15 protein-coding genes, 1 tRNA gene and 1 other RNA gene are annotated in these 21,458 nt (G+C 70.0%); 9 read left to right on the top strand and 8 right to left on the bottom strand.

Annotated features, from left to right (window positions below; translation table 11 throughout):
* Positions 1-41: 41 nt before the first annotated feature.
* The 3 genes from NVV32_RS01745 to NVV32_RS01735 are packed head-to-tail and all read right to left on the bottom strand — an operon-like array spanning position 42 to position 3,549.
* Positions 42-1,022 carry an ABC transporter permease gene (locus tag NVV32_RS01745; protein WP_422391156.1) on the bottom strand — a complete coding sequence of 327 codons (981 nt, stop codon included), beginning with the start codon at positions 1,020-1,022 and terminating at the stop codon, positions 42-44.
* A complete protein-coding gene (locus NVV32_RS01740) occupies positions 1,019-2,548 on the bottom strand; it encodes a sugar ABC transporter ATP-binding protein (protein ID WP_422391155.1) in 1,530 nt (509 codons plus the stop codon). Before NVV32_RS01740 ends, NVV32_RS01745 begins: the two co-directional genes overlap by 4 nt.
* A complete protein-coding gene (locus NVV32_RS01735) occupies positions 2,545-3,549 on the bottom strand; it encodes a LacI family DNA-binding transcriptional regulator (protein ID WP_422391154.1) in 1,005 nt (334 codons plus the stop codon). Before NVV32_RS01735 ends, NVV32_RS01740 begins: the two co-directional genes overlap by 4 nt.
* A 133-nt stretch (positions 3,550-3,682) precedes the next feature.
* Between NVV32_RS01735 and NVV32_RS01730 the strand changes: the two genes are divergently transcribed.
* Entirely contained in the window at positions 3,683-4,603 is a 921-nt protein-coding gene (locus tag NVV32_RS01730; protein ID WP_422391153.1) for a hypothetical protein, read from the top strand.
* A 61-nt stretch (positions 4,604-4,664) separates the two neighbouring features.
* On the opposite strand, the gene NVV32_RS01725 is transcribed toward NVV32_RS01730, so the two are convergent.
* Positions 4,665-5,168: a glutathione peroxidase gene (locus tag NVV32_RS01725; protein WP_422391152.1), complete on the bottom strand. Its 504-nt coding sequence runs from the start codon at positions 5,166-5,168 to the stop codon at positions 4,665-4,667.
* A gap of 153 nt (positions 5,169-5,321) precedes the next feature.
* On the opposite strand from NVV32_RS01725, the gene NVV32_RS01720 reads away from it, so the two are divergent.
* Positions 5,322-6,230, top strand: coding sequence for an oxygenase MpaB family protein (locus NVV32_RS01720; RefSeq protein ID WP_422391151.1), 909 nt, complete (start codon positions 5,322-5,324; stop codon positions 6,228-6,230).
* A gap of 48 nt (positions 6,231-6,278) precedes the next feature.
* On the opposite strand, the gene NVV32_RS01715 is transcribed toward NVV32_RS01720, so the two are convergent.
* Positions 6,279-6,363, bottom strand: a tRNA-Ser gene (locus tag NVV32_RS01715).
* Between the two features lie 112 nt (positions 6,364-6,475).
* Here NVV32_RS01715 and ffs point away from each other — a divergent pair.
* The 4 genes from ffs (at position 6,476) to recR (ending at position 12,519) form a co-directional block, all read left to right on the top strand.
* An RNA gene (gene ffs / locus NVV32_RS01710) (signal recognition particle sRNA small type) lies at positions 6,476-6,571 on the top strand.
* 31 nt (positions 6,572-6,602) lie between these two features.
* A complete protein-coding gene (gene gluQRS / locus NVV32_RS01705; protein ID WP_422391150.1) occupies positions 6,603-7,556 on the top strand; it encodes a tRNA glutamyl-Q(34) synthetase GluQRS in 954 nt (317 codons plus the stop codon).
* A complete protein-coding gene (locus tag NVV32_RS01700; RefSeq protein ID WP_422391149.1) occupies positions 7,553-11,674 on the top strand; it encodes a DNA polymerase III subunit gamma and tau in 4,122 nt (1,373 codons plus the stop codon). The genes gluQRS and NVV32_RS01700 overlap by 4 nt, the downstream gene beginning before the upstream one ends.
* 248 nt (positions 11,675-11,922) lie before the next feature.
* Positions 11,923-12,519 carry a recombination mediator RecR gene (gene recR / locus NVV32_RS01695; RefSeq protein ID WP_422391148.1) on the top strand — a complete coding sequence of 199 codons (597 nt, stop codon included), beginning with the start codon at positions 11,923-11,925 and terminating at the stop codon, positions 12,517-12,519.
* A 16-nt stretch (positions 12,520-12,535) separates the two neighbouring features.
* Here recR and NVV32_RS01690 read toward each other — a convergent pair whose 3' ends face one another.
* Both NVV32_RS01690 and NVV32_RS01685 read right to left on the bottom strand, forming a co-directional pair.
* On the bottom strand, positions 12,536-13,669 hold the full coding sequence (locus tag NVV32_RS01690; RefSeq protein WP_422391147.1) for an ABC transporter permease: 1,134 nt from the start codon (positions 13,667-13,669) through the stop codon (positions 12,536-12,538).
* Positions 13,666-14,598, bottom strand: coding sequence for an ABC transporter ATP-binding protein (locus tag NVV32_RS01685; protein WP_422391146.1), 933 nt, complete (start codon positions 14,596-14,598; stop codon positions 13,666-13,668). The genes NVV32_RS01690 and NVV32_RS01685 overlap by 4 nt, the downstream gene beginning before the upstream one ends.
* A 217-nt stretch (positions 14,599-14,815) precedes the next feature.
* Here NVV32_RS01685 and NVV32_RS01680 point away from each other — a divergent pair, with 217 nt between their 5' ends.
* Positions 14,816-16,105: an aspartate kinase gene (locus NVV32_RS01680; protein WP_082471132.1), complete on the top strand. Its 1,290-nt coding sequence runs from the start codon at positions 14,816-14,818 to the stop codon at positions 16,103-16,105.
* 249 nt (positions 16,106-16,354) lie between these two features.
* Here the strand turns inward: NVV32_RS01680 and NVV32_RS01675 are convergent, their stop codons facing one another.
* Positions 16,355-19,528 carry a S8 family serine peptidase gene (locus tag NVV32_RS01675; RefSeq protein ID WP_422391145.1) on the bottom strand — a complete coding sequence of 1,058 codons (3,174 nt, stop codon included), beginning with the start codon at positions 19,526-19,528 and terminating at the stop codon, positions 16,355-16,357.
* A gap of 219 nt (positions 19,529-19,747) precedes the next feature.
* On the opposite strand from NVV32_RS01675, the gene NVV32_RS01670 reads away from it, so the two are divergent.
* Complete coding sequence (locus NVV32_RS01670) at positions 19,748-20,632, top strand: 3-methyladenine DNA glycosylase (protein ID WP_422391144.1); 885 nt, start codon at positions 19,748-19,750, stop codon at positions 20,630-20,632.
* Between the two features lie 143 nt (positions 20,633-20,775).
* Positions 20,776-21,345, top strand: a complete 570-nt coding sequence (locus NVV32_RS01665; protein ID WP_422391143.1) for an SSI family serine proteinase inhibitor — start codon at positions 20,776-20,778, stop codon at positions 21,343-21,345.
* The last annotated feature ends 113 nt before the right edge of the window (positions 21,346-21,458 follow it).

Below are 21,458 nucleotides of genomic sequence, written 5' to 3'. Positions count from 1 at the left end.
TGGGGGTGGTGTTTCGGACGGGACGGTGCTGCGGGGTGGGGCTAGTGGCCGGTCTTCCGGCGGAGGGAGTCGATGCCGACGGCGAGGGCGATGACCACGCCGATCACCACCTGCTGCCAGAAGGAGGACACGTTGAGCAGGTTCAGGCCGTTGCGGATGACCACGAGCACCAGCGCGCCGATCAGGGTGCCGCTGATCCGGCCGACGCCCCCGGCGAGGGAGGCTCCGCCGATGACCACGGCGGCGATGGCGTCGAGCTCGTAGCCCGCCGCGGCCTGGGGCTGTGCGGAGTCCAGGCGACCGGAGAGCAGCAGCCCCGCGAGGGCTGCGAACAGGCCGGACAGCGCGAAGACCGTGACGAGGACCCGGCGCACGGGGATGCCCGAGAGGCGGGCTGCCTCCGTGTTGCCGCCGACCGCGTACATGTAGCGGCCGATCACGGTGTAGTTGAGGATCAGGGCGGCCACGATCCCGGCGATCACGAGGATCACGATCGGCATGGGGACGGGACCCACGTTGCCGCCGAGGAAGGACACGGCGGGCGCCGTCGCGATGGGCCTGCCGTCGGAGAGCACGAGCGTGAGTCCGCGGGCCACACTGAGCATCGCGAGGGTCGCGATGAAGGAGGGCAGCCTGCCGAAGGCGACCGCGAATCCGCTGACGGCGCCGGCGAGCGTCCCGACGAGGAGTCCGCCGATCAGTGCCAGCCATCCCGGCAGGGCCGCGGTGCTGAACATGTAGGCGGACCCCATGGCGCTGAGCGCGGCGACGGAGCCCACCGAGAGGTCGATCCCGCCGGCCACGATCACGAAGGTCAGACCGAAGGCGAGGACGGCGATGACCGACGCCTGGATCCCGATGTTCAGGAGGTTCGGCCCGGTCAGGAAGTCCGGCGTCGCGATGAAGAGCGCGAGCCCGAGGACCACGAGACCCACGAGAGCGCCGTTCTCCGCGACGAACGTCCTGACCCGGGTGGCGCCCGTACCGGGCTTCCGTACGGCTGGTCGGCTTGCGATGCTCATGCCTCGTCCTTCATCTGCTGGTCTTCGAGGTCCCTCTGCACGTCACGGACGGCGAGGGACATGACGGCGTCCTGGGTTGCGGTGGTGGCGTCGAGTTCGCCCGAGATGTGGCCGCCGCTCATCACGAGGATGCGGTCCGCCATCCCGAGGACCTCGGGGAGTTCGCTGGAGACCATCACGACGGCGCCTCCGGCAGCCGTGATGGCGTTGATCAACTCGTAGATCTCGACCTTCGCCCCGACGTCGACGCCGCGTGTCGGTTCGTCCAGCAGCAGGACCGAGGATTCGGCGAGGATCCACCGCGCGAAGACGGCTTTCTGCTGGTTGCCTCCGGACAGGCTGCCCACGGGCTGATCGAGATCACGCATCCGGATGCGCAGGGTGTCCGCCACGCCCTGCGCGCGGGCGCGCTGGCCGGCGAAGTCGACGACTCCCGCCTTCGCCGTCGAGGCCAGGGTCGCGTAGCCGATGTTGTCGTTGACGCTCGCTCCCAGCACGAGGCCCTGCACCTTCCGGTCCTCGGGAACGTGGCCCACGCCGGCGCGGATGGCTGCCCCGACGTCGAGCCTCGGCAGCTCCCTGCCGCGGACGGCGACGGAACCCGTGAGGTAGGGATCGACGCCCGCGATGGCCCGCACCACTTCGGTGCGTCCCGCCCCGACGAGCCCGGCGAGGGCCACGACCTCCCCGGCGTGCACCTCGAAGGAGACGTCGTTGACCATTCCCTTCGTGGAGAGGTTCCGGACCGACAGGAGCGTCTCGGGGACGCCGTCGAACTCACGGCGGCGCGGGAACTGCTGCGCGATGTCGCGGCCCACCATCAGGCGGACGAGCTCGTCCTCGTCGGTGGTCGCGGGGACCTCGGCGATGAAGGTACCGTCCCGGAGGACGGACACGGAATCCCCGATCGCGGCGATCTCGTCGAGGTGGTGGGAGATGAAGACCATGCCGACGCCGCGGGCCCGGAGGTCGTCGACGACGCCGAACAGGGCTGCGATCTCGCGCTTGGTCAGTGCCGCCGTGGGTTCGTCGAGGATGAGCATGCGGGCATCCATGCTCAGCGCCTTCGCGATCTCGACGAGCTGCTGCCGGGCGATGCCGAGTTCACCGACGTGCTGGTCCACATCGAGGTCCAGGCCGATCAGGGCGAGGGCCGCGCGGGCGTCCTCCTTCATCCTCCGCCGATCCACGAGTCCGAAGCGCTTCGGCAGGCGTCCCAGCGAGATGTTCTCGGCGATGCTCATGGAGCCCACGAGGTTGAGTTCCTGGTGGATGGTGGCGATGCCGAGTGCCTCGGAGGCCTTCGTGTCCGGCAGGGTGACCTCGCGGCCGTCGACGAGGATCCGACCGCCGTCGGGCTGGTACACCCCCGCCATCATCTTGATGAGCGTCGACTTCCCGGCGCCGTTCTCCCCCAGGAGTACCTGGACCCTGCCGGGGTGGACGTCCACGGAGACGCCGTCGATGACGGTGACCGATCCGAAGGACTTCGTCACGCGCTCGAGGGACAGGATGGGCGTGCTCATGCGGAGGGTCCTTTCGGGGAATCCATGGTGGAACCGCGGACGATCAGCCGGCTCGGCAGGACCCGGGACTCCGCCGCTTCGCCGGCGATCACGGCCACGAGCATCTCGACCGCACCCCGTCCCATCGCATCGACGTCGTGTGCGATCACGGTGAGGGCCGGGTTCAGCAGCGCGAAGGCCTCGATGTCGTCGTAGCCCACGAAGGCCAGGTCCGCGCCGATGGCGACTCCGCGCTTGTTGCAGACGCCGATGGCCCCGATGGACATGAGGCTGTCGGCCGCGAGGACGGCCGTCGGCGGGTCGGCCAGGTCGAGCAGCGCATGCGCGCCGGCAGCGCCGCTCGCCGCCTGGAAGTCGCCGACGTGGACCAGGTCGCCGTCGTCGTCCGCGGCGGTTCCGCTGATCGCTTCCTGGTACGCCCGGAGCCGCTCGCGGCCCGTGGACGTGCTCTGTGGCCCGGCGATGTAGCCGATGCGCCGGTGTCCCAGCCCGAGCAGGTGTTCCACGGCCTCATGGATGCCGGTCCGGTTGTCGGGGCTGATGCTCGGCACGTCGGCGCCGTCGATCACCCGGTCCACGAAGACCGTGGGCAGCCCGCTGCCGAGGATACCGGCGAGGCTCGCCCTGTCACCCTGGGGAGCAGCGATCAGCCCGTCCACGCGCTGCGAGAGCATGACGTCGAAGTAGCGGTCCTGCTGCTCCACGCTCTCGTTCGCGTTGCCGAACAGCGTGAGGTAGCCGAAGTCGCGTGCACGCTGCTCGACGGCATGCGCGAGGTCGGCGAAGAAGGGATTGCGGATGTCGGGCAGGAGGAGCCCGAGAGTCTGGGTCGTCGTCCTGCGGAGCGACCTCGCCTGCGCATTGGGGCGGAACCCGAGGTCGGCGACGGCCTGCTCGACGGCGGTCCGTGCCGCGGGGGACGTACTGGGATGACCGGACAGGACGCGGGACGCCGTCGCGGTGGAGACGCCCGCCCTCCCGGCGACATCCTTGATCGTCACTGACCGCACGCTGCTCCCTACGCCGTTGTGGAATCGATTCCATGGAATCGATTCCACGAGTATGTTGCAGATCACGTCGGCTGTCAAACAGCCGCGGATGGAAGGGCGGCCCGGGCGGGAACATAATGGGGACATGCCTACGGATGCCCCACTCGACCTCCTGCCCGACGCCCCCGCACTGCCCATCGCAGCTTCGGGGCAGCCCACGGTGGGACTCCTGCTCGATGTCGACGGGCCCGTCGCCAGTCCGGTGACGCGCACCGTCCCGGCAGGCATCATCGCGGATCTGCTCACCCTCGCCGCCGCGGGCTGGCCCGTCGTCTTCAACACAGGCCGCTCGGACGCCTTCATCCGGGAGCAGGTGATGGCGCCCATGATGGCGGCCGGCATCCCGGTCGGCGTCACCTTCCACGCCGTCTGCGAGAAGGGTGCCACCTGGTTCTCGTTCACGGCCGACGGCGCCGGGGAGGTCTTCGTGGACCGCGACCTCGCCCTGCCGGTGAGTTTCGCCGACGACGTGCGCGATCTCGTGGAGGAGAAGTACGCCGACCTCATGTTCTTCGACCAGACCAAGCTCGCCATGGTCTCGGTGGAGCAGCTGCTCACCGCGACCAACGCGGACTACCTGGTGGGGCAGCAGGGGTTCGACGACGACGCGATGGACATCCTGCACAGCCACGACATGGGTGCGTCCCGCCTCGACCGCGAGGAACCGGACAGCAACGGCCACATCGACTACCGCGTGGACCCGACCATCATCTCGACCGACATCGAATCGGTGCGGACGGGCAAGGACGTGGGTGCCGAACGGGCCCTCACGCTCGTCGCACCCTTCATGGACCCTCCGCGCGCCTGGCGGACCGTGGGCGACTCCCGGACCGACTACGCCATGGCCGACTACCTGCACGAGCAGGGGTTCGACGTCGCACACGTGGACGTCCGGCCCGCGGACGGCGTCCCGGCGAAGCCCTACGAGGTCATCACCGAAGGTGCCCTCATCCACGAGGAGGCGGGCGCCGCCTTCCTCGCCCGGTGCGTGGCCTCGCTCGGCTAGGATCCCTGGGCGCCGGCGCCCACTGGCCGGTGCACGAGGGTTGCTGCCGGGGGCGTCCGGCTCAGGCCGCCTGGGCTTCCAGGACCTTCTCGATGGCGGCGACGACCTCGGGGGCGTCCGGCTCCACCGTGGGCGCGAAGCGTGCGACGATCTCGCCGTCGCGGTTGACGAGGAACTTCTCGAAGTTCCACTTCACGAGGCCCGGCAAGACACCGTTCTTGAAGGTCGTCAGCTGCTGGTAGAGCGGGTGCTGGTCCTTCCCGCGGACATCGCCCTTGGCCATCAGCGGGAACGTCACGCCGAACGTGGTGGAGCAGAACTCGGCGATCTCGCCGTCGTTCAGGGGTTCCTGCCCCATGAACTGGTTGCAGGGCATGCCGAGGACCACGAGGCCCTGCTCGGAGTACCTGCTGTACAGCGCCTCCAGCCCCGCGTACTGGGGCGTGAAACCACACTTGGACGCGACGTTGACCACCAGGACGGGCCGGCCGCGGAAGTCGCCGAACGACCTCGGCGTGCCGTCGTTCATGGTGAGATCGATCCCGTACAGGTCCGTCGAGGACATGGCTGCTCCCTGGTAGGTGGTGTGCTCCTGCTTCGTTCCACCCTGCCATGCGGATGGGCACCACCGCGGTCCCCGGAGCAAACCGGGGCGGGAGGACGTTGGAAGGCTGACGGCCCTCCAGGCCGCGGAAGCACCGACAGGACGGATCGCCGCATGGGAATCATCGCCACGTGGAAGACGCAACTCCGCACCACCTTCACCGACGGCGATCCCACCATCCCGCAGTGGCAGTTCGAGTTCGAGAAGGGCGACGATCCCGGCTACTTCCCGGTTGGATCCGCGGTGTGGACCGTCCACAGCTCCATCACCCCGACCGTCGCGGGCATCCGCGCCCTCCTGCTCCAGGCCCTGCATCCCGGCGCGATGGCGGGCGTGCACGCGCACTCCAGCTTCCGCGAGGAGCCGCTCGGGCGCCTGGCCAACACCATCCGCTGGATCTACACCGTCACCTACGGCTCGAGGGTCGCCGCGCAGGAGGGCTCCGCCTTCGTGCAGCGGCTCCACACGAGGGTGCACGGCACCTACGTCGACAGCCGCGGGACCGAGAAGGCCTACTCGGCAGCGGATCCGGACCTCATCCGGTGGGTGCACCTGGCCTTCACCGACGCCTTCGTGGCGGCGCACCGGGCGTACGGCGGGCCCATCCCCGGCGGTGTCGACGAGTACGTCCGCGAGTGGGCGGCCGCGGGCGAGCTGATGGGCCTCGACGACCCGCCGCGGTCCGAGGCGGAACTCCGGGCCCAGCTGGCAGCCTTCGACGACGAGCTGACCGGGAGCGACCAGGTGCAGGAGGCGCTCGCGTACATCCGGCACCCGCCCCTGCCACGGTCCCAGCGCCTCGGCTACCAGATCCTCCTGGCGGGCGCGGTGGCGACGCTCGAGCCGCGGCACCGCGAGATGCTCGGGCTGCGCGTCCCGTCGCTCGGCCCCCTCCCGCTGCCCATCCGTCCGGCGGTGCGGCTCGTCCTCGGCGTCATCCGGCTCGGGCTCGGGCCCGAGGGTCCCGCCGAGGCGGCCGCGAAGACCCGCATCCGCAGGATCGGCGGCGGCTCGCCCGCATAGACAGCAGGACCCCGGCACGGATGCCGGGGTCCTGCTGATTGCTATGAGCGGAGGATGGGGGATTTGAACCCCCGAGGGCGTGAACCCAACACGCGTTCCAGGCGTGCGCCATAGGCCGCTAGGCGAATCCTCCTCGTTCGGAGCAGATACCAGAATACCCATACAAGCGGATCCTGCCGAATCGCGCCCCGTTCCGGGCCCCGCCGTCGATTCGGGAGCGGCGCTGTCAGCTGTGTAGACTATTTCCCGGCCCCTCATGTGGTGTCATCCTGTGAACTCCCCCAGGACCGGAAGGTAGCAAGGGTAAGCGGGCTCTGGCAGGTGCATGGGGGGTCTTCACTTTTAAGCGAGTCCAGCCGAGGAGGGTGCACGGTGGCAGACACGGGCGCCGGTCGCTTCGCACCCAGCCCCTCCGGCCGGCTGCACGTCGGCAATCTCCGGACCGCCGTCGTCGCCTGGTTGTTCGCCCGGTCCACCGGGCGCCGTTTCCTCCTCCGGGTCGAGGACCTCGACCGCGTCCGGGCAGGTGCCGAGGCGGATCAGCTGGCGGAACTCGCCGCTCTGGGGATCACCTCCGACTCCCCCGTCCTCCGACAGAGCGACCGCACCGATCTCTACTCCGGGGCCCTCCGCACGCTGATCGAGCGGGACCTCGCCTATGAGTGCTTCTGCACGCGCCGCGATGTCGCCGAAGCGGCCGGCGCACCGCATGCGCGTCCGGGCTTCTACCCCGGCACGTGCCGTGACCTCACCACGGAGGACCGGGCACGACGGCGCCGCGAGCGCCCGCCGGCGCTCCGGTTGAGATCCGCGGTGGACACCTGGACCGTCGACGACGTCCTCGCCGGGAGTGTGACAGCGCCGGTCGACGACGTCGTGCTGCGGCGGAACGACGGGGTGATCGCCTACAACCTCGCCGTCGTCGTCGACGACGCCGCGCAGGGCGTCGACCAGGTGGTGCGCGGGGACGACCTGCTCACGTCCGCGCCGCGCCAGGCCTACCTCGCCTCCCTGCTCGGCCTGCCCGCCCCGGCATACGCGCACGTCCCCCTGGCGGTCACGGCCGAGGGGCGCCGCCTCGCCAAACGGGATGGAGCCGTGACACTGGAGGACCTCGCCGTTCAGGGGCGGACGCCCGGTGCGGTCCTCGCGCTCCTGCTGTCCTCCCTCGGGCTTCCGGAGGGATCGCTCCAGGCCGCGCTCGGGGCGTTCGACCCGGCGCGCCTCCCGCGGCAGCCGTGGGTCGTGGACCCCTCGGACCTGTTCTCCACCCCCGCCGGCCCGGCATGCAAACCGTCAGCATCAACCGATAAGGTTCTTCCGTGAGTACAGCCCTCTACCGTCGCTACCGTCCGGAGACCTTTGCGGACGTCATCGGTCAGGAGCATGTCACCGACCCCCTGATGGCAGCGATCGACAAGGATCGCATCAACCACGCCTATCTGTTCTCCGGGCCGCGCGGCTGCGGCAAGACCACCTCCGCGCGCATCCTCGCCCGATGCCTGAACTGCGCGCAGGGGCCCACCTCCACGCCCTGCGGCGTCTGCGACAGTTGCGTGGAACTCGCCCGCAACGGTTCCGGGAGCCTCGACGTCATCGAGATCGACGCCGCGAGCCACGGTGGCGTGGACGACGCCCGGGACCTCCGTGAGCGCGCCACGTTCGCGCCCGTCCGCGACCGCTTCAAGATCTTCATCATCGACGAGGCCCACATGGTCACGTCCGCCGGGTTCAACGCCCTCCTGAAGATCGTGGAGGAGCCACCGGAGCACATCCTCTTCATCTTCGCGACCACCGAACCGGACAAGGTCATCGGCACCATCCGCTCGCGGACGCACCACTACCCCTTCCGGCTCGTTCCGCCGGAGCCCCTCATGGGGTACCTCGAACTGCTGTGCCGGCAGGAGAACGTGCCGGTGGCGCCGGGCGTCCTGTCGCTCGTCATCCGAGCGGGCGGCGGCTCCGTCCGCGACTCTCTCTCCGTGCTCGACCAGCTCATGGCAGGCGCCGGCGAAGCAGGCCTCGACTACGAGCTCGCGGTCTCCCTCCTCGGGTACACGCACGCCACCCTGCTCGACGACGTCGTCGAGTCGATCGCGGCAGGAGACGCCGGGACGGTGTTCGACGCCGTGGACCGCGTCATCCAGACCGGTCACGATCCGCGGCGTTTCGTCGAGGACCTGCTCGAGCGCTTCAGGGACCTGATCGTCATCAATGCGGTACCCGAGGGTGCCTCCTCGATCCTCCGGGGTGTCCCGGACGACCAGCTGAACCGCATGCGGACGCAGGCGACGCAGCTCGGCGCCGGGGAGCTGTCCCGCTCGGCTGACATCACCAACACGGCGCTGACCGAGATGACCGGCGCCACCTCGCCACGACTGCACCTCGAACTCCTGTGCGCGCGGCTCCTGCTGCCCGCCGCCGACACATCGGTCCGGGGGACCCTCGCCCGCGTGGACCGCATCGAGCGGCGCCTCGAGTACGCCGGCGGCGCCCCGGCCACGGCGTCACCCACTGCATCACCCGAGGCGTCACCCGAGACGGAATCCGATGCAGCGCCAGCGCGCCCGGCGCGGCCGCGGCTGGACGTCCCACGCAACGCCGAAGAAGCGGCGGCGCGCTGGTCGCTTCCCGCAGCCGATCCCGCCGCTCCGGCCATCCCCGCAGCAGTACGGTCGGCCGATTCCCCCGCCGTGCCGGCCGTCCCTGCAGCCGCGCGCGCCGATCGTGCCGGGCAGGGCTCCGCGCCGGCGGACTCGTCACCCGACTGGGGTGGCGCTTGGGGCGTCTCCACCGATTCGGCCTTCAACGACGGGCCGGCGGACCGGAGGGCCTCCGGCGATGGTGCGGCTCCTGTTTCATCCGGAGCCGGGACCGATCCAGGTGCCGCCGGTGCCGCAGCCGGCGCGGGTGCCGGCGCCGGTGCCGGTGCCGGTCCCACGTCAGGCGGCACGGGTTCTGCTCCAGCTGCAACCGCAGCCGCAGCCGAGGAACCGTCCGGGCCTATCGCAGCCGGTCCCGCCGCATCCGGCCCTACCCCTTCCCGCCCCGCTTCGTCCGTCGCACCGAGCGACGCGCACCCCGGCACCTCGTCATCCGATCGCGGCGCACAGGGTGCTGCGGAGGACAGGCAGTCGACGCAACCTGCGGTGTCCCGCGGTGACGCCCAGGGACGCCGTCCCGAGCAGGACGACGGCGGTCCAGCCCCCCGTCCAGCGGACGTCCACGGTTCTGGTCCGGAAGCCCGGCCGACCCCCACTGCCGAGCCCGGCGCATCTGCAGGTGCGCAGGGTGCTCCGCCAACGGCCCGCGGTGGCGGGAATGTGGAGATGGTGCGGCGGGCTTGGCCGGAGATCATGGACGAGGTGGCCAAGATCAAGCGGGCCACCTGGCTGATCGTGAACGTGTCCGCGAAACCGCACTCCTTCGAGGGCAACCAACTGGTCCTCGCTTTCGCCAACCAGGGAACGGCCATCGGGTTCCAGCGCGGTCAGCACATGGACAACGTGAAGCAGGCCATCCACAAGGTCCTCGGATTGACCTGTTCCATCGAAGCGGTCCATGACGCCGACGGGGCGGGTGAGTCGGGCCCAAAAGTACCGGCTAGCCAGAACGGTCCGGGGAGCCCGGACCCGGGCTTCACCGTGCCCACTCCTGGGCCTGCAGAGCGGCCCACGAGCGTCGGCGCTGCTGCTGCAGCCGGCCCTCCCGCACCGCCCGCCGAGAGCCCCTCGTCCGGCGCCGCCGGATCCCGCCCTGGTGGAACGCCGGGCGTCGGTGCACCCGCTGCTCCAGGCCCTGCTGCTTCCACCGCACCGGGCCCCGCTGCACCCTCGTCCGACAGCGCCTCCTCGTACACTGCTGCCGCACCCGGCCCCGTCGCACCCTCGTCCGACAGCGCCTCCTCGCCCGCTGCTGCCGCACCCGGCCCCGTCGCACCCTCGTCCGACAGCGCCTCCTCGCACGCTGCTGCCGCACCCCGCCGCGGTGGGACGCCGGTCGTCAGTGCACCTGCCGCAGCTGCTGAGCCCGGCCCGGCTGGATCTTCGGCCGATAGGGTCCCCACGCCAGCTGGGACGGCATCCCCGAGGGATGACGCAGACGCCCCAGGAACCGTCGCATCCCCACCCTCGGCCACGCCGCCCGGGACGGGTGCGGAGGCTCCACGACGTGGTCCTGCCAGCACCGGCCCGGCGCCCGATGCCGCATTTGCCTCATCGGGCACGCCAGCGTCCCGCAACGCCGCAGCCGGCAGAGGCGCTCTCACCGATCACCAGGGTCGACCTGCCGCACAGCACCCGAAGGGCACGACCGGACCGGGCACCCGTGACGAGACTCGGCAGGAGGCGGTCGGCGCCTGGGATCCGTCCATGTCCGACGATTCCTGGGCTCTGGTGGAACCACCGGAGGAAGCCTTCGACCCCGGCCCCGGCTGGGGATCCGTCCCCGCGGATCCCTACGACCGTCGATCGCCGTCGCCCGGCGTCGACCAGGCCTCCCGCCCGGACCGTGGCGGCGGACAGCGGGGCGGACGTGCAGCGCAGCCGAGTGCCAGCCATCCGCCCGAGCGGTCCGGCTCACACGCCGCCGCCGGAGGAGTGGGCCAGCGGTCAGGTGGTCCTGTCCGCCCGGGCCCCCGCACCTCAGGACACTCCGGCAGTGCCGATCCAACGGCCCAGGCCCCGCGCGCACCGGGCTCCGCTCCGTCCGGACAAGCCGATCAGCACAGCCTCCCGCCCGACGGCGGATCATCTCGGCAGGCGCCCGCCCCGGCGGGACGAGCCGATCAGCAGGCGTCCGAGCGGACCGCATCACGCAGTGTCGTGTGGAGCCCTCCCGCCCCTACGCCGGACCGATCGCCCGACCGATCGCCGGACGGCGACGCAAGGACCGCCGACCGGGCCGATCCCGGGGACGGACTGTCGCCGCAGGTGCAGCCTGCCCAGCGCCCACCCGAGGCCGGTGGACCGGACGCATCGCCTCAGGCCGATGGGCCGCGGGCATCACCTGCCGGCGCACGTCCCGCCGGCCCCGTCATTCCGAGCTTCATCCGCAGGGACGCTCCTGCGGTGGACAGCAGTTCCGGTTCCGCGCCCGCCGCCCAGGGCCCACCCGCACCGGCACCGATGGCAGGAGGATCCGCTGCCGTCGTCGCGCCCGGCGACGCAGCGGAGAGGGTCGGCTCACCGTCCGACCGACCGGCCGATCCCGGCAACGCGCAGCGCAAGCCGGTCAGCCGCTACCAGAAACTGCTCGACGAGGCCGAGCGGAAACGGGCTGAGGAAGCAGCCGCTGTGCGCAGTACGGTCGACCTCCGCTTCGTCGAGGACGAGCCGAGCGCCGATGACGAGACGATCGAGGAGTCCGGCCTCGTGGGCAGGACCGCGATCGAGCGGATCCTCAACGGGCGGCTCGTCGAGGAGCGGAGCCTCGACGGTCAGTAGGCTGCCCGCTCCCGCCAGGACGGCGTCGCCCGCTGCCGGGTGGAGTCGATGGGGGCGCGCGATTCTGGACGCCAGGCGCCCCCACAGGGCGGACAATGGAAGCAGTGCCGGGTCCTCGTGTGGCGGCCGGCCTGGACGGCGGCGCACGGACACCGCGGCGCCGACGCCGGCCACTCCATCACCGGAGGCAGCCGCCGTCGACCGGCGCCCGCACGACCACCACCGAAGCAGTGCAGAGAGGGAACAGCGTGTACGAAGGAGCAGTGCAGGAGCTGATCGACGAGCTCGGACGCCTGCCCGGGGTGGGGCCGAAGTCCGCCCAACGCCTCGCGTTCCACATCCTCGAGGCGGACAGTGACGACATGAAACGGCTCGTCACGGCCATCACGACCGTCAAGGAACGGGTGAAGTTCTGCATCGTCTGCGGCAACGTGGCGGAGCAGGACAAGTGCGCCATCTGCCGCGACACGCGCCGAGATCCGACCATGATCTGCGTGGTCGAGGAGTCCAAGGACGTCATCGCCGTCGAGCGGACCCGGTCCTTCCGGGGCCGGTACCACGTCCTCGGAGGTGCCATCAATCCGATCGCCGGTGTCGGTCCGGACCAGCTGCGCATCCGGGAACTGCTCGCGCGCCTCTCGGACGATCAGATCCAGGAGATCATCATCGCCACGGACCCGAACCTCGAGGGTGAGGCGACGGCGACCTACCTGGTGCGCATGCTCAAGACCATCGGCATCCCGGTGACCAGGCTCGCCTCGGGCCTGCCGGTCGGCGGGGACCTCGAGTACGCGGACGAGGTCACCCTCGGCCGCGCCTTCGAGGGTCGCCGCGTCATGTCCTGAGCCCCGCACACCTGCGTCAGGCGATGCGCGTCCCCTGCGTCAGCCGTCTGGCCGGCATGGTCAGTCTCCGCCGGCCGATCAGGAGGAGTCCGCCCGCCAGCAGGAGCTGGATCCCCAGCCCGAGCGGCCAGATCGGCACCCCCTGCGGGAGTGGCTGCATGCCGCCCATCGACTCCTCGCACGTCACCTCGAGGTCCGGGCCCGCCTGGGCAGAGCGGACTCCCTGACTGATGGTCTCCATGACGCCGGGTGTGTAGAACGGGCCGGTGGAGTACCCCATCGGCTGACCGCCGGTACTGCCGGGTTCGGGCAGGGTGTACGGGACGGCGTCGGCGACCACCACGAACGGATTGGCCGCGAGGATCCAGGTGATGTACTGCGTGTCCGGCAGGTCGGTGGTGTACGTCTGGGCCACGCATTCCATCTCGGCGTCCGGAGCGGGAACTCCGAGGCTGTCGATGCTGCTCTCCGGATAGGTGTAGTACGAGGACCGCACCGTCCGCTCCTCCATCACCAGCAGGGTGCTCAGCCCGAAGACGATCACCGTGCCGACGGCGAGCAGCGCCACCAGCATGTAGGTGCTCACGATGGAGAAGAGCGGACGGGTAGCGAGCGAGGAGACGCCCACACCGATGGCGCAGGCCACCCCGAGCTCGACGGCGAGCATCACCAGCGAGACCAGGGCCTCCGGCAGGTTGACGCCCCCGAGGGCCAGTGCCCAGAAGATGAACGGGCAGCTGAGGACGAGGAACGCGAGGGACCCCACCCAGGACGCGAGCCACTTGCCGGCCAGGAGCTGCCCCGGGGTGATGAGGGTGACCTGCAGGATGGCGAGCGTACCGCCCGCGCGGTCCCCGTTGACGGCGTTCGCGGACAGACCGGGGGCGACGAGCAGGCCGAACAGCAGCACGAATCCGACGATCAGGTCGAACAGGATGCCGCCCTGGTTGTCCATGGTGCCGATCACCCCCGTTCCGAGGACGAAGATGAAGCCGATCACCACGAACCCGATACCGAGCATCCAGTACCAGCCCTTGCCGCGGAGCCGCTGCTTCATCTCCAGGACGAAGATGGTGCGGACGGCGGACCGGAAGGGGAGGGCCACCGTGCGGACGGGCTGCGGGCTCGAGGGTTCAGTCACGGTGCTCATCGTCGATCCGTATCCAGGCTCATGTAGGTCTCCTCGAGCGCGCCGCCGGCGGGCGCGAAAGCGGTGACGACGACGTCGCTCATCACCAGGGTGCGCAGCAGCCAGGACGCTTCCGCGGTGCTGCCGAGTTGGACGAGGAACTCCTCGCGCCGCGAGTCACCGCGCGTCTCGAACCGCACGCCGTAACTCTGCAATGCCTCGGCGAGGGCGGACATGGGCTCGGCCTGGACGTAGTAGCGGCGCGTCTGGCTGCCGGCTTCGTCGAGCGTCTGGCTCTTCACCGACTGTCCGCGGCTCACGAACACCGCCCGGTCGGCGATCTCGTCGAGTTCCGAGAGGACATGGCTGGAGACGACGACGGTCTTGCCGTCGGCGGCCAGGGAGCGCAGGAGCGACCGGAGTTCCACCCTGGACCCGGGATCCAGGCCCGAGGCCGGCTCGTCGAGCAGCAGCACCGCGGGGTCGTGGATGAGCGCCCGCGCGAGGCTGAGCCGTTGCTGCTGACCGCGGGACAGGACGCGGGCGGGCTGCCGACCGAACTCGGTGAGGTTCACGGAGACCAGGAGTTCCTCCGCCCGCCGGGCAGAGTCGGCCGCGCTCATCCCGTAGAGCGCCCCGAGCGTCTTCAGCACCTCGAGCGAGGTGAGCGAATCCCAGACGCCGAGGGTGTCCGGCATCCAGCCGACGCGGCTCCGCACCTCGGCCGGGTGGCTGACGGGATCGAATCCTGCCACCCGGACCGTGCCGAGATCGGGAGCCAGGAGGCTCGCGAGGATCAGCATCAGTGTGGTCTTGCCGGAACCGTTGGGACCGATCAGTGCGGTCACTTCTCCGGGCGGAGCTTCGAAATCGATGTCGCGGATCGCCTGCACGGTGCCGAAACGCCGCGCAACCCCCTCGACAACTATTCCCCCATAGTCGTTGGTCATGGTATGAGGGTATGCGACGGGACTCCGTCTGCACCGGTAGGGGTCCCTACTTATTCGGACCCAGACTTTGGGAGCGCAAAGAGGGCGCCGCTACACTTGCACCGGCGCCGGGCCCACGCCCGCCGCCCGCCGAGGCGCCGATGCTGCCGCCCCTTTCGCAACCATCCGTGCGGCCGGGTCCACCGCCGTCGTCCGCCCTTCACCAGTGAGCGAGTGCATGAGCCTCATAGTCCAGAAATTCGGCGGGTCCTCGGTCGCCGACGCCGAGGGCATCAAGCGGGTGGCCCGGCGTGTCGTCGACACCCAGTCCGCAGGCCATCAGGTGGTGGTCGTCGTCTCCGCGATGGGCGACAGCACGGACGAGTTGCTGGACCTCGCCGGCCAGGTGAGTCCCGCGGCGTCCGACGCGCGCGAGATGGACATGCTCCTCAGTGCCGGCGAGCGCATCTCGATGGCCCTGCTCGCGATGGCCATCCACGGCATCGGAGCGTCCGCCCAATCCTTCACCGGCAGCCAGGCCGGCATGATCACCGACGCCATCCACGGCAAGGCCCGCATCATCGACGTCTCCCCGCACCGCATCCGGACGGCCATCGAGAAGGGCGACGTCGCGATCGTGGCCGGGTTCCAGGGCATGAGCCGGGACAGCAACGACATCACGACGCTCGGCCGCGGCGGTTCGGACACCACCGCCGTCGCCCTCGCGGCAGCGCTCGACGCCGACGTCTGCGAGATCTACACCGACGTCGACGGCGTCTACACGGCGGATCCGCGCGTGGTCCCGTCCGCGCAGAAGATCGACACCATCTCCAGCGAGGAGATGCTGGAGATGGCCGCGTCCGGCGCGAAGATCCTGCACCTGCGCTGTGTCGAGTACGCACGGCGTTTCGGGGTACCCCTCCACGTCCGCTCATCGTTCAGCCACAACGAAGGCACCTGGGTGCTGCCCAGTCCCGACGACCAGATCAAGATTCAAGAGGGAGAACCCTTGGAACAGCCCATCATCTCCGGCGTTGCACACGACCGCTCCGAGGCGAAGGTCACGGTGGTCGGGGTACCCGACATCCCCGGCAAGGCCGCGGAGATCTTCGGCATCGTCGCGGGTGCCAACACGAACATCGACATGATCGTGCAGAACGTCTCGACGCACGGCTCCGGCCGCACCGACATCTCCTTCACGCTGCCCATCGTCGACGGCGCGGATGCGCTCGCCGCCCTGGGCGCGGCGCAGGACCGCGTGGGCTTCGAGACGGTCGAGTACGACGAGAAGATCGGCAAGCTCTCCCTGATCGGTGCGGGCATGCGCTCCAATCCGGGCGTCTCCTACCGTTTCTTCCGGGCCCTGTCCGACGCCGGCGTGAACATCGACATGATCTCCACCTCGGAGATCCGCATCTCCGTCGTCACCGGCGCCGAGTTGCTCGACACCGCGGTCCGGGCCGTCCACGCGGCCTTCGAGCTCGACGGCGACACCACCGCCACGGTCTACGCCGGCAGCGGGCGCTGACCTGCCGGATCCACCTGCAGCGCGATCGCCCCGGCGGAGCAGTGGCTGCGGAGGTGACGGCTGTCGGGCGGGCGTCCGACGTCGCCCCTCCCACCGACGACCTCCGCAGGGTGGACAGGAGCGGACATTCCCGCGGATGGGGTCCGGTCGGTGGGAGGGAAGCCCGCCCCGATCGGGCCGGGACGCGAAGAAGGCCGGCGGATCAGGATCCGCCGGCCTTCTTCGTGTCGTCGATCAGTCAGGCATGGCCTACTTGTTGCCCGTGGGGGTGATCGCCTCGCGGGGACCGGTCACGAGCTTGTCCGCAGGACTGACGGAGGGGAGCTCGGCCGCCGGTGCGACCGCGACCTCGCCCGCTCCGCCGACCGCGACACTCACATACGTGATGGCCGAGGATCCTGCGTAGCTGACGCGGCCCACGTAGGCGCCGGCGGTGAGGCCGGTCCAGTTGAGGGTCACGGCGCCCGTGGTGCCGTTCGCCAGTGCGAGCGGGTTCGGGGTGAGGGTCGCGTTGTCCTCGTTCGCGCCGAGGGCCACACCTTCGATGGTGCCGGAGGTGGCCCTGTTGTCGACGCTCGAGTACAGGTTCGCGATGATGCGGTAGGTGCCGGGAGCCGGATCCTCGAGGACGAACGTCTCACTGGCGTCGGAGGTCGCGACCTGCTCGACCGTCCCGGCGGGCGTGATCAGGAACATGTCGAAGTCAGCCGTGGGATCGTCCGAGCGCACCGAGAACCTTGCGGCCGTCGCGCCTTCGGGGACGACGACGTCCTTCACGGCGTTGCTCGCGTTGTTCGCGTTGGCGGAGCCACCGGGCACGAGCTCGATGTCCGCGGTCTCCGCCTTCGAGAGGCCCTCGAGCGTCATCTGGATGGGGGTGTTGGTCCCCGAGATGACGTCGTAGCTGCCGGACCCGTCAGGGCCCGCCGAGGTGAACGCGGCGTCGGCGGGAGCGTTCAGGGCCTGGGGGCGGACCGCCACCGGGGAGGTGACCTTCTTGCCCTGGCCGGACCAGGTGAGCGAACCGGCGGCGAAGGACCCGAAGGGCGCGCTCTGGTTCTCGAAGGAGACCTTGAACGTCCGGGTCTCGCCCGCCTTGCTGAAGTTGAGGATCGACGGCGTGACCGTGACCTTCACTCCGGGCACGTTGGACGTGGCGCGGTAGATGCCGGGCGTGACCGCGGTGACCGTTCGGGTCACTTCGGTGCGGCCGGTGAGGTTGCCGAGCGCGAAGGACGGCACGTTGGTGTCCTTCGCGGCGACGGGCTCGATGCCGTCGATACCGAGCGCGACGCCGGTTCCCTCGATGAAGCTGAGGTAGTCGTCCTCGTTCTGGTCGTAGACCAGGCCCGGGCTGAGGACGGTGGCCGGGTTGATGTGGCCGGCGCCCACGGCGAGGACGTCGGTCTCGACGCCGCCGGTGGCGGTCTTCAGCGGGTAGGCGGTGGTCATCATGGCCGACTTGACGGCTGCGGGCGACCACGTGGGGTTCTTGCCGAGCACGAGCGCTCCGAGACCCGCCACGTGGGGCGATGCCATCGAGGTGCCGGACAGGAAACCGAACTGTGCGCCATTGGAACCGACGGTGGAGACGCCCGCGAGGACGGCGACACCGGGAGCCGTGATGTCCGGCTTCAGCAGGTCGGAATCGGTGGCGAGCAGCGGACCGCGCGAGGAGAATCCTGCGATCTGCGGGGTGGGAGGCAGGGGCTTGCCCGTGGTGTCCGTGGCCTTCAGTGCGACGGTGATGGCCGGGTTGGCGGCGACCTTCGCCTTGAGCTCGAGCGCCTCGGGGGCGTTCACGTGCACGGTGGGGATGGCGTGCTGGTCCGTGTCCGTGGAGGAATCGACCAGGTTCACGAGGATCATGCCCACGCCGCCGCCGCGTGCAACCTCTGCACTCTTGGCGGTGCGGTCGACGACGCCGCGGTCACAGACCACGATCTTGCCGGCGACCTTCGCGGGATCCAGGGTGTTGGGGCCGCACAGGTTCGGGTTGGTGGCACCGGCTGCTGCTGCGTTCACGGCCAGTACGACGGGGCTCGCCGCAACGCCGTTGCGCATGATCGACGCGCCACGGTACTTGGTGCCGTCGGAGAACTCGGCGGTGCCCTGCAGTTCGTAGTTGAACGTGCTGGCGGCGACCGTCGTCATCCACGGAGCACCGTGGTTGACGGTGCTGGCGGTGGGGCCGGAGTTGCCCGCCGAAGCGGCCACGAAGATCCCGGCCGAGGTGGCCGAGAGGAAGGCCAGGGACACGGGGTCCGTCGTCGTCGTCGCGCTGCCGGAGATCGAGTAGTTCAGGACGTCGACGCCGTCGAGGATCGCCTTGTTGATCGCATCGATGGCGGCCGAGGAGTAGCAACCGCCGGTCTCGGGATCGTTGTCCTCCCAGCAGGTCTTGTAGACGGAGATCTTGGCGGCGGGGGCGACGCCGGAGGAGACGCCGAAGTCGCGGCCGTCCACCCGCTGGGTCACACCGGCGTTGCCGGCGGCGGTGCTCGCGGTGTGCGTACCGTGGTTGTCGATATCGACCGGGGAGATGACTTCCTGGGGTGCACGGTCCGCTTCTCCGACACTGTCGAGGAAGGTGTCGGCGAAGTACTGGGCGGAGAGGACCTTCGAGTTGCAGAGGCTGCCGTCGAAGTCCTCGCCGACCTGGCATTCACCGATGAAGGTGCTGCCGTCGGTCTTCAGCATCGCGATCTTACCTGCGGCGTTCAGGTAGGGCTCGCCCACCTTGGGCTTCGAGTTGCCCTTGAGCGGCTTGACAAGTGATCCGGCGAAGAAGGGGTTGTCGGGGGCGTAGCCGGTGTCGATCACGCCGACCACCGTGCCCTTGCCGGCATTCTTCTCTCCGCCGAACTGGGTCTTCCAGGACCCCTTGTTGCCGTTGAGGCCGAGGAAGTCGATGCTCGAGTAGTCGGGTGCGTTCTCGACGTCCGGAGCGACGAACAGGACGTCGTCGCTCTTGGCGAGCTCCACGGCCTGGTCGGTGCTGAGGTCGGCGGCGAAGCCGTTGATCGCAGCGGTGTAGGTGCGCTTGATCTCGACGTCACCCTCTGCTGCGACCTCCTGCTGCTTGGTCTCGAGGAACTCCGAGTACTGCTGGACGTTCCCGGCGGTGGCGTCCAGCTTGGCGCCTTCCTCGGGCTTGGTCGGGGCGATTCCCTCGACGCCGCCCTCGTACGTGGCCACCGGCTTGTCGGCGAGTACGACGATGTACTTGCCGTCCGGGTACTGCGCGGGGTCGAGCTCCTTGGCGGGTGCCTTCTGGGGTGAGACCGTGGTGGCGGGCAGGGGCGCTGCGAAGGCAGCAGGCGCCACGGCCGTCGACGTCACCAGTAGCGGCAGACCCAGAACGATAGCCGTGGCAGTGCGCAGGGTGCTGCGCCCCTGCCCGGCTTTTCTCCGTTGTGTCATAGGAAGGTAGTGCCTCTCGTAAAAGTGCGGGCCGGCCACAGCCGTTCCCCCGGTGCCGCGGTCTCCTGGATAGGACCCCCGACCTGTGATGATGCTCACAGACGCCACGGCGTGCACAAACTTACCCGAGGCAACACACGCTTGCCACCGCATCGGGGCCGCGTCACGCAGAATTTACACAGGGTATTTACCAATTCCGGTCGGGGTGATAATGGGTCAATGCCTGCCGCCCTCCTGACCCACCGCACAGAAGCGGACTGGCAGGACGAGGCGCACCGTCACCACGAGCGGGTGTCCCGATTCTCCGACCCCTACCTCGAGCGCCGGTCGCGTGGGGCCAAGCACCCCGTGGAGGACTTCCTCTTCACCTACTACAACCAGAAGCCCGGCCGGCTGCTGCGGTGGCACCCGGGTGCGGGCGTGCTCCTCGAAGGCCCGGCGGCCCGGGAGCGGGCGGACTGGAAGTACTACGTCGTCGAGGGTGACGGCGTCCGCGTGGACGCCCGCCGGTTCGCTGAGGAGCGGCGTGAGGCGATCGACTTCGCCCGCCTCATCCTCGCCAGGACCGCCGCGCGCCCCGCGCAGTTCGGCTGCTTCGGCCTCCACGAGTGGGCCATGGCGTACCGCTCCGCCGTCAACGGCATCCGCCACGAGTACCTCCACCTCAGGCTCGGCGCCGCGGGCACGGACGACGTCGTCGAGGCCGCCCGCATCCGCTGCACGCACTTCGACGCCTTCCGCTTCTACACGCCGGAAGCCGTCCCGCTGAACGAACTCACGCCCACGCGTGAGACGCAGCGCGACCTGGAGCAGCCCGGGTGCCTGCACGCCAACATGGACCTGTACAAGTGGGCGTACAAGCTCACGCCGCTGCTGCCCAGCGGGATCGTCATGGACTGCTTCGAACTGTCCTGGCGCATCCGCACCATGGACATGCGTGCTTCCCCCTATGACCTCGCCGAGTGGGGGTACGAGCCCATCGAGATCGAGTCGGCGCAGGGCAAGGCCGAGTACGTCCGGCTGCAGCGGGGCTTCGCCGAGGAGTCGCAGATCCTCCGCGCCCGCCTCCTGGAGCACCTCGGGCGCGCGCTCGCTGACACCTGAACCGTCCGGGCACGACGGCGGGACGTGCCGCCGTCGTCCTTCGTTGTCCTTCGACCAGCGGTTACGCTGGTGAGCCAGCCGAGGGGGACGCCATGAACATGATCGGTCCGACGACCGCACCGCACGGACCGCGCCGAAGGATCGTGGCGCTCGTTCCGCCCCTCGTCGCGTTGTCCCTCGCCCTGACGGCATGCAGCCAGGGCGGTCCGGCCGCAGAACCGACCCAGCAGGAGACCACCGTGCAGTCAGCCACTCCCCAGCCCTCGCCGTCGTCCGGAGCGCCGGAGCCGACGCCCGCGCCGTCCGCCCCCGCCACGGGTCCGACGACTCCGCCCACCCGTCCGGCGACGGCGCCGGCCACCACGGCCTCGGGCACCAACGCCAGGCTGACCATCTCCTTCAAGCAGGACGCAGCGGCCGAACCCGTGCAGTACGTACTCGAGTGCGTCGACGGCACCCCCGGGCCGGCGTCGACCCTGCCCGATGCGGAGGCAGCCTGCTCGCGCCTGGGAGAACTCGGCGCGCAGTTCTTCACCGCCCGCCCGAACAAGGACGTCATCTGCACCCAGCAGTACGGCGGCCCGCAGACCGCGAGCATCACCGGCGACATCGACGGGACCTCCGTGGTCGCGGCGTTCGCGCTGACCGACGGCTGCGAGATCTCGCGCTGGGACCGGGTGAAGGACATCCTGGGCACGCCCGGCGCGCAGTAGCGGCGCTGCGTCATCGCGCGGCGGTGCGCGCACCGGCGGCCCAGGGCGCCCTCCGGTTCCCGGTAGACTTGTCGGGCAAGCTCGCGGAGCGCCGGTGTCATCCCGGACAGTCC

The sequence above is a fragment of the Arthrobacter sp. N1 genome (assembly GCF_048288285.1).
Classification (GTDB): domain Bacteria; phylum Actinomycetota; class Actinomycetes; order Actinomycetales; family Micrococcaceae; genus Arthrobacter_D.
The sequence above is the reverse complement of the archived record's forward strand: the minus strand, read 5'-3'. Positions and strand labels throughout refer to the sequence as shown.

What these genes read in the sequence shown, in the direction of transcription:
- NVV32_RS01730 (WP_422391153.1), top strand. Translation starts at nt 3,683, where the DNA reads ATGCCTACGGATGCCCCACTCGACCTCCTGCCCGACGCCCCCGCACTG.
- NVV32_RS01725 (WP_422391152.1), bottom strand. Translation starts at nt 5,168, where the DNA reads ATGTCCTCGACGGACCTGTACGGGATCGATCTCACCATGAACGACGGC.
- NVV32_RS01740 (WP_422391155.1), bottom strand. Translation starts at nt 2,548, where the DNA reads ATGAGCACGCCCATCCTGTCCCTCGAGCGCGTGACGAAGTCCTTCGGA.
- NVV32_RS01690 (WP_422391147.1), bottom strand. Translation starts at nt 13,669, where the DNA reads ATGAGCACCGTGACTGAACCCTCGAGCCCGCAGCCCGTCCGCACGGTG.
- NVV32_RS01680 (WP_082471132.1), top strand. Translation starts at nt 14,816, where the DNA reads ATGAGCCTCATAGTCCAGAAATTCGGCGGGTCCTCGGTCGCCGACGCC.
- NVV32_RS01675 (WP_422391145.1), bottom strand. Translation starts at nt 19,528, where the DNA reads ATGACACAACGGAGAAAAGCCGGGCAGGGGCGCAGCACCCTGCGCACT.
- NVV32_RS01720 (WP_422391151.1), top strand. Translation starts at nt 5,322, where the DNA reads ATGGGAATCATCGCCACGTGGAAGACGCAACTCCGCACCACCTTCACC.
- NVV32_RS01745 (WP_422391156.1), bottom strand. Translation starts at nt 1,022, where the DNA reads ATGAGCATCGCAAGCCGACCAGCCGTACGGAAGCCCGGTACGGGCGCC.
- NVV32_RS01685 (WP_422391146.1), bottom strand. Translation starts at nt 14,598, where the DNA reads ATGACCAACGACTATGGGGGAATAGTTGTCGAGGGGGTTGCGCGGCGT.
- NVV32_RS01670 (WP_422391144.1), top strand. Translation starts at nt 19,748, where the DNA reads ATGCCTGCCGCCCTCCTGACCCACCGCACAGAAGCGGACTGGCAGGAC.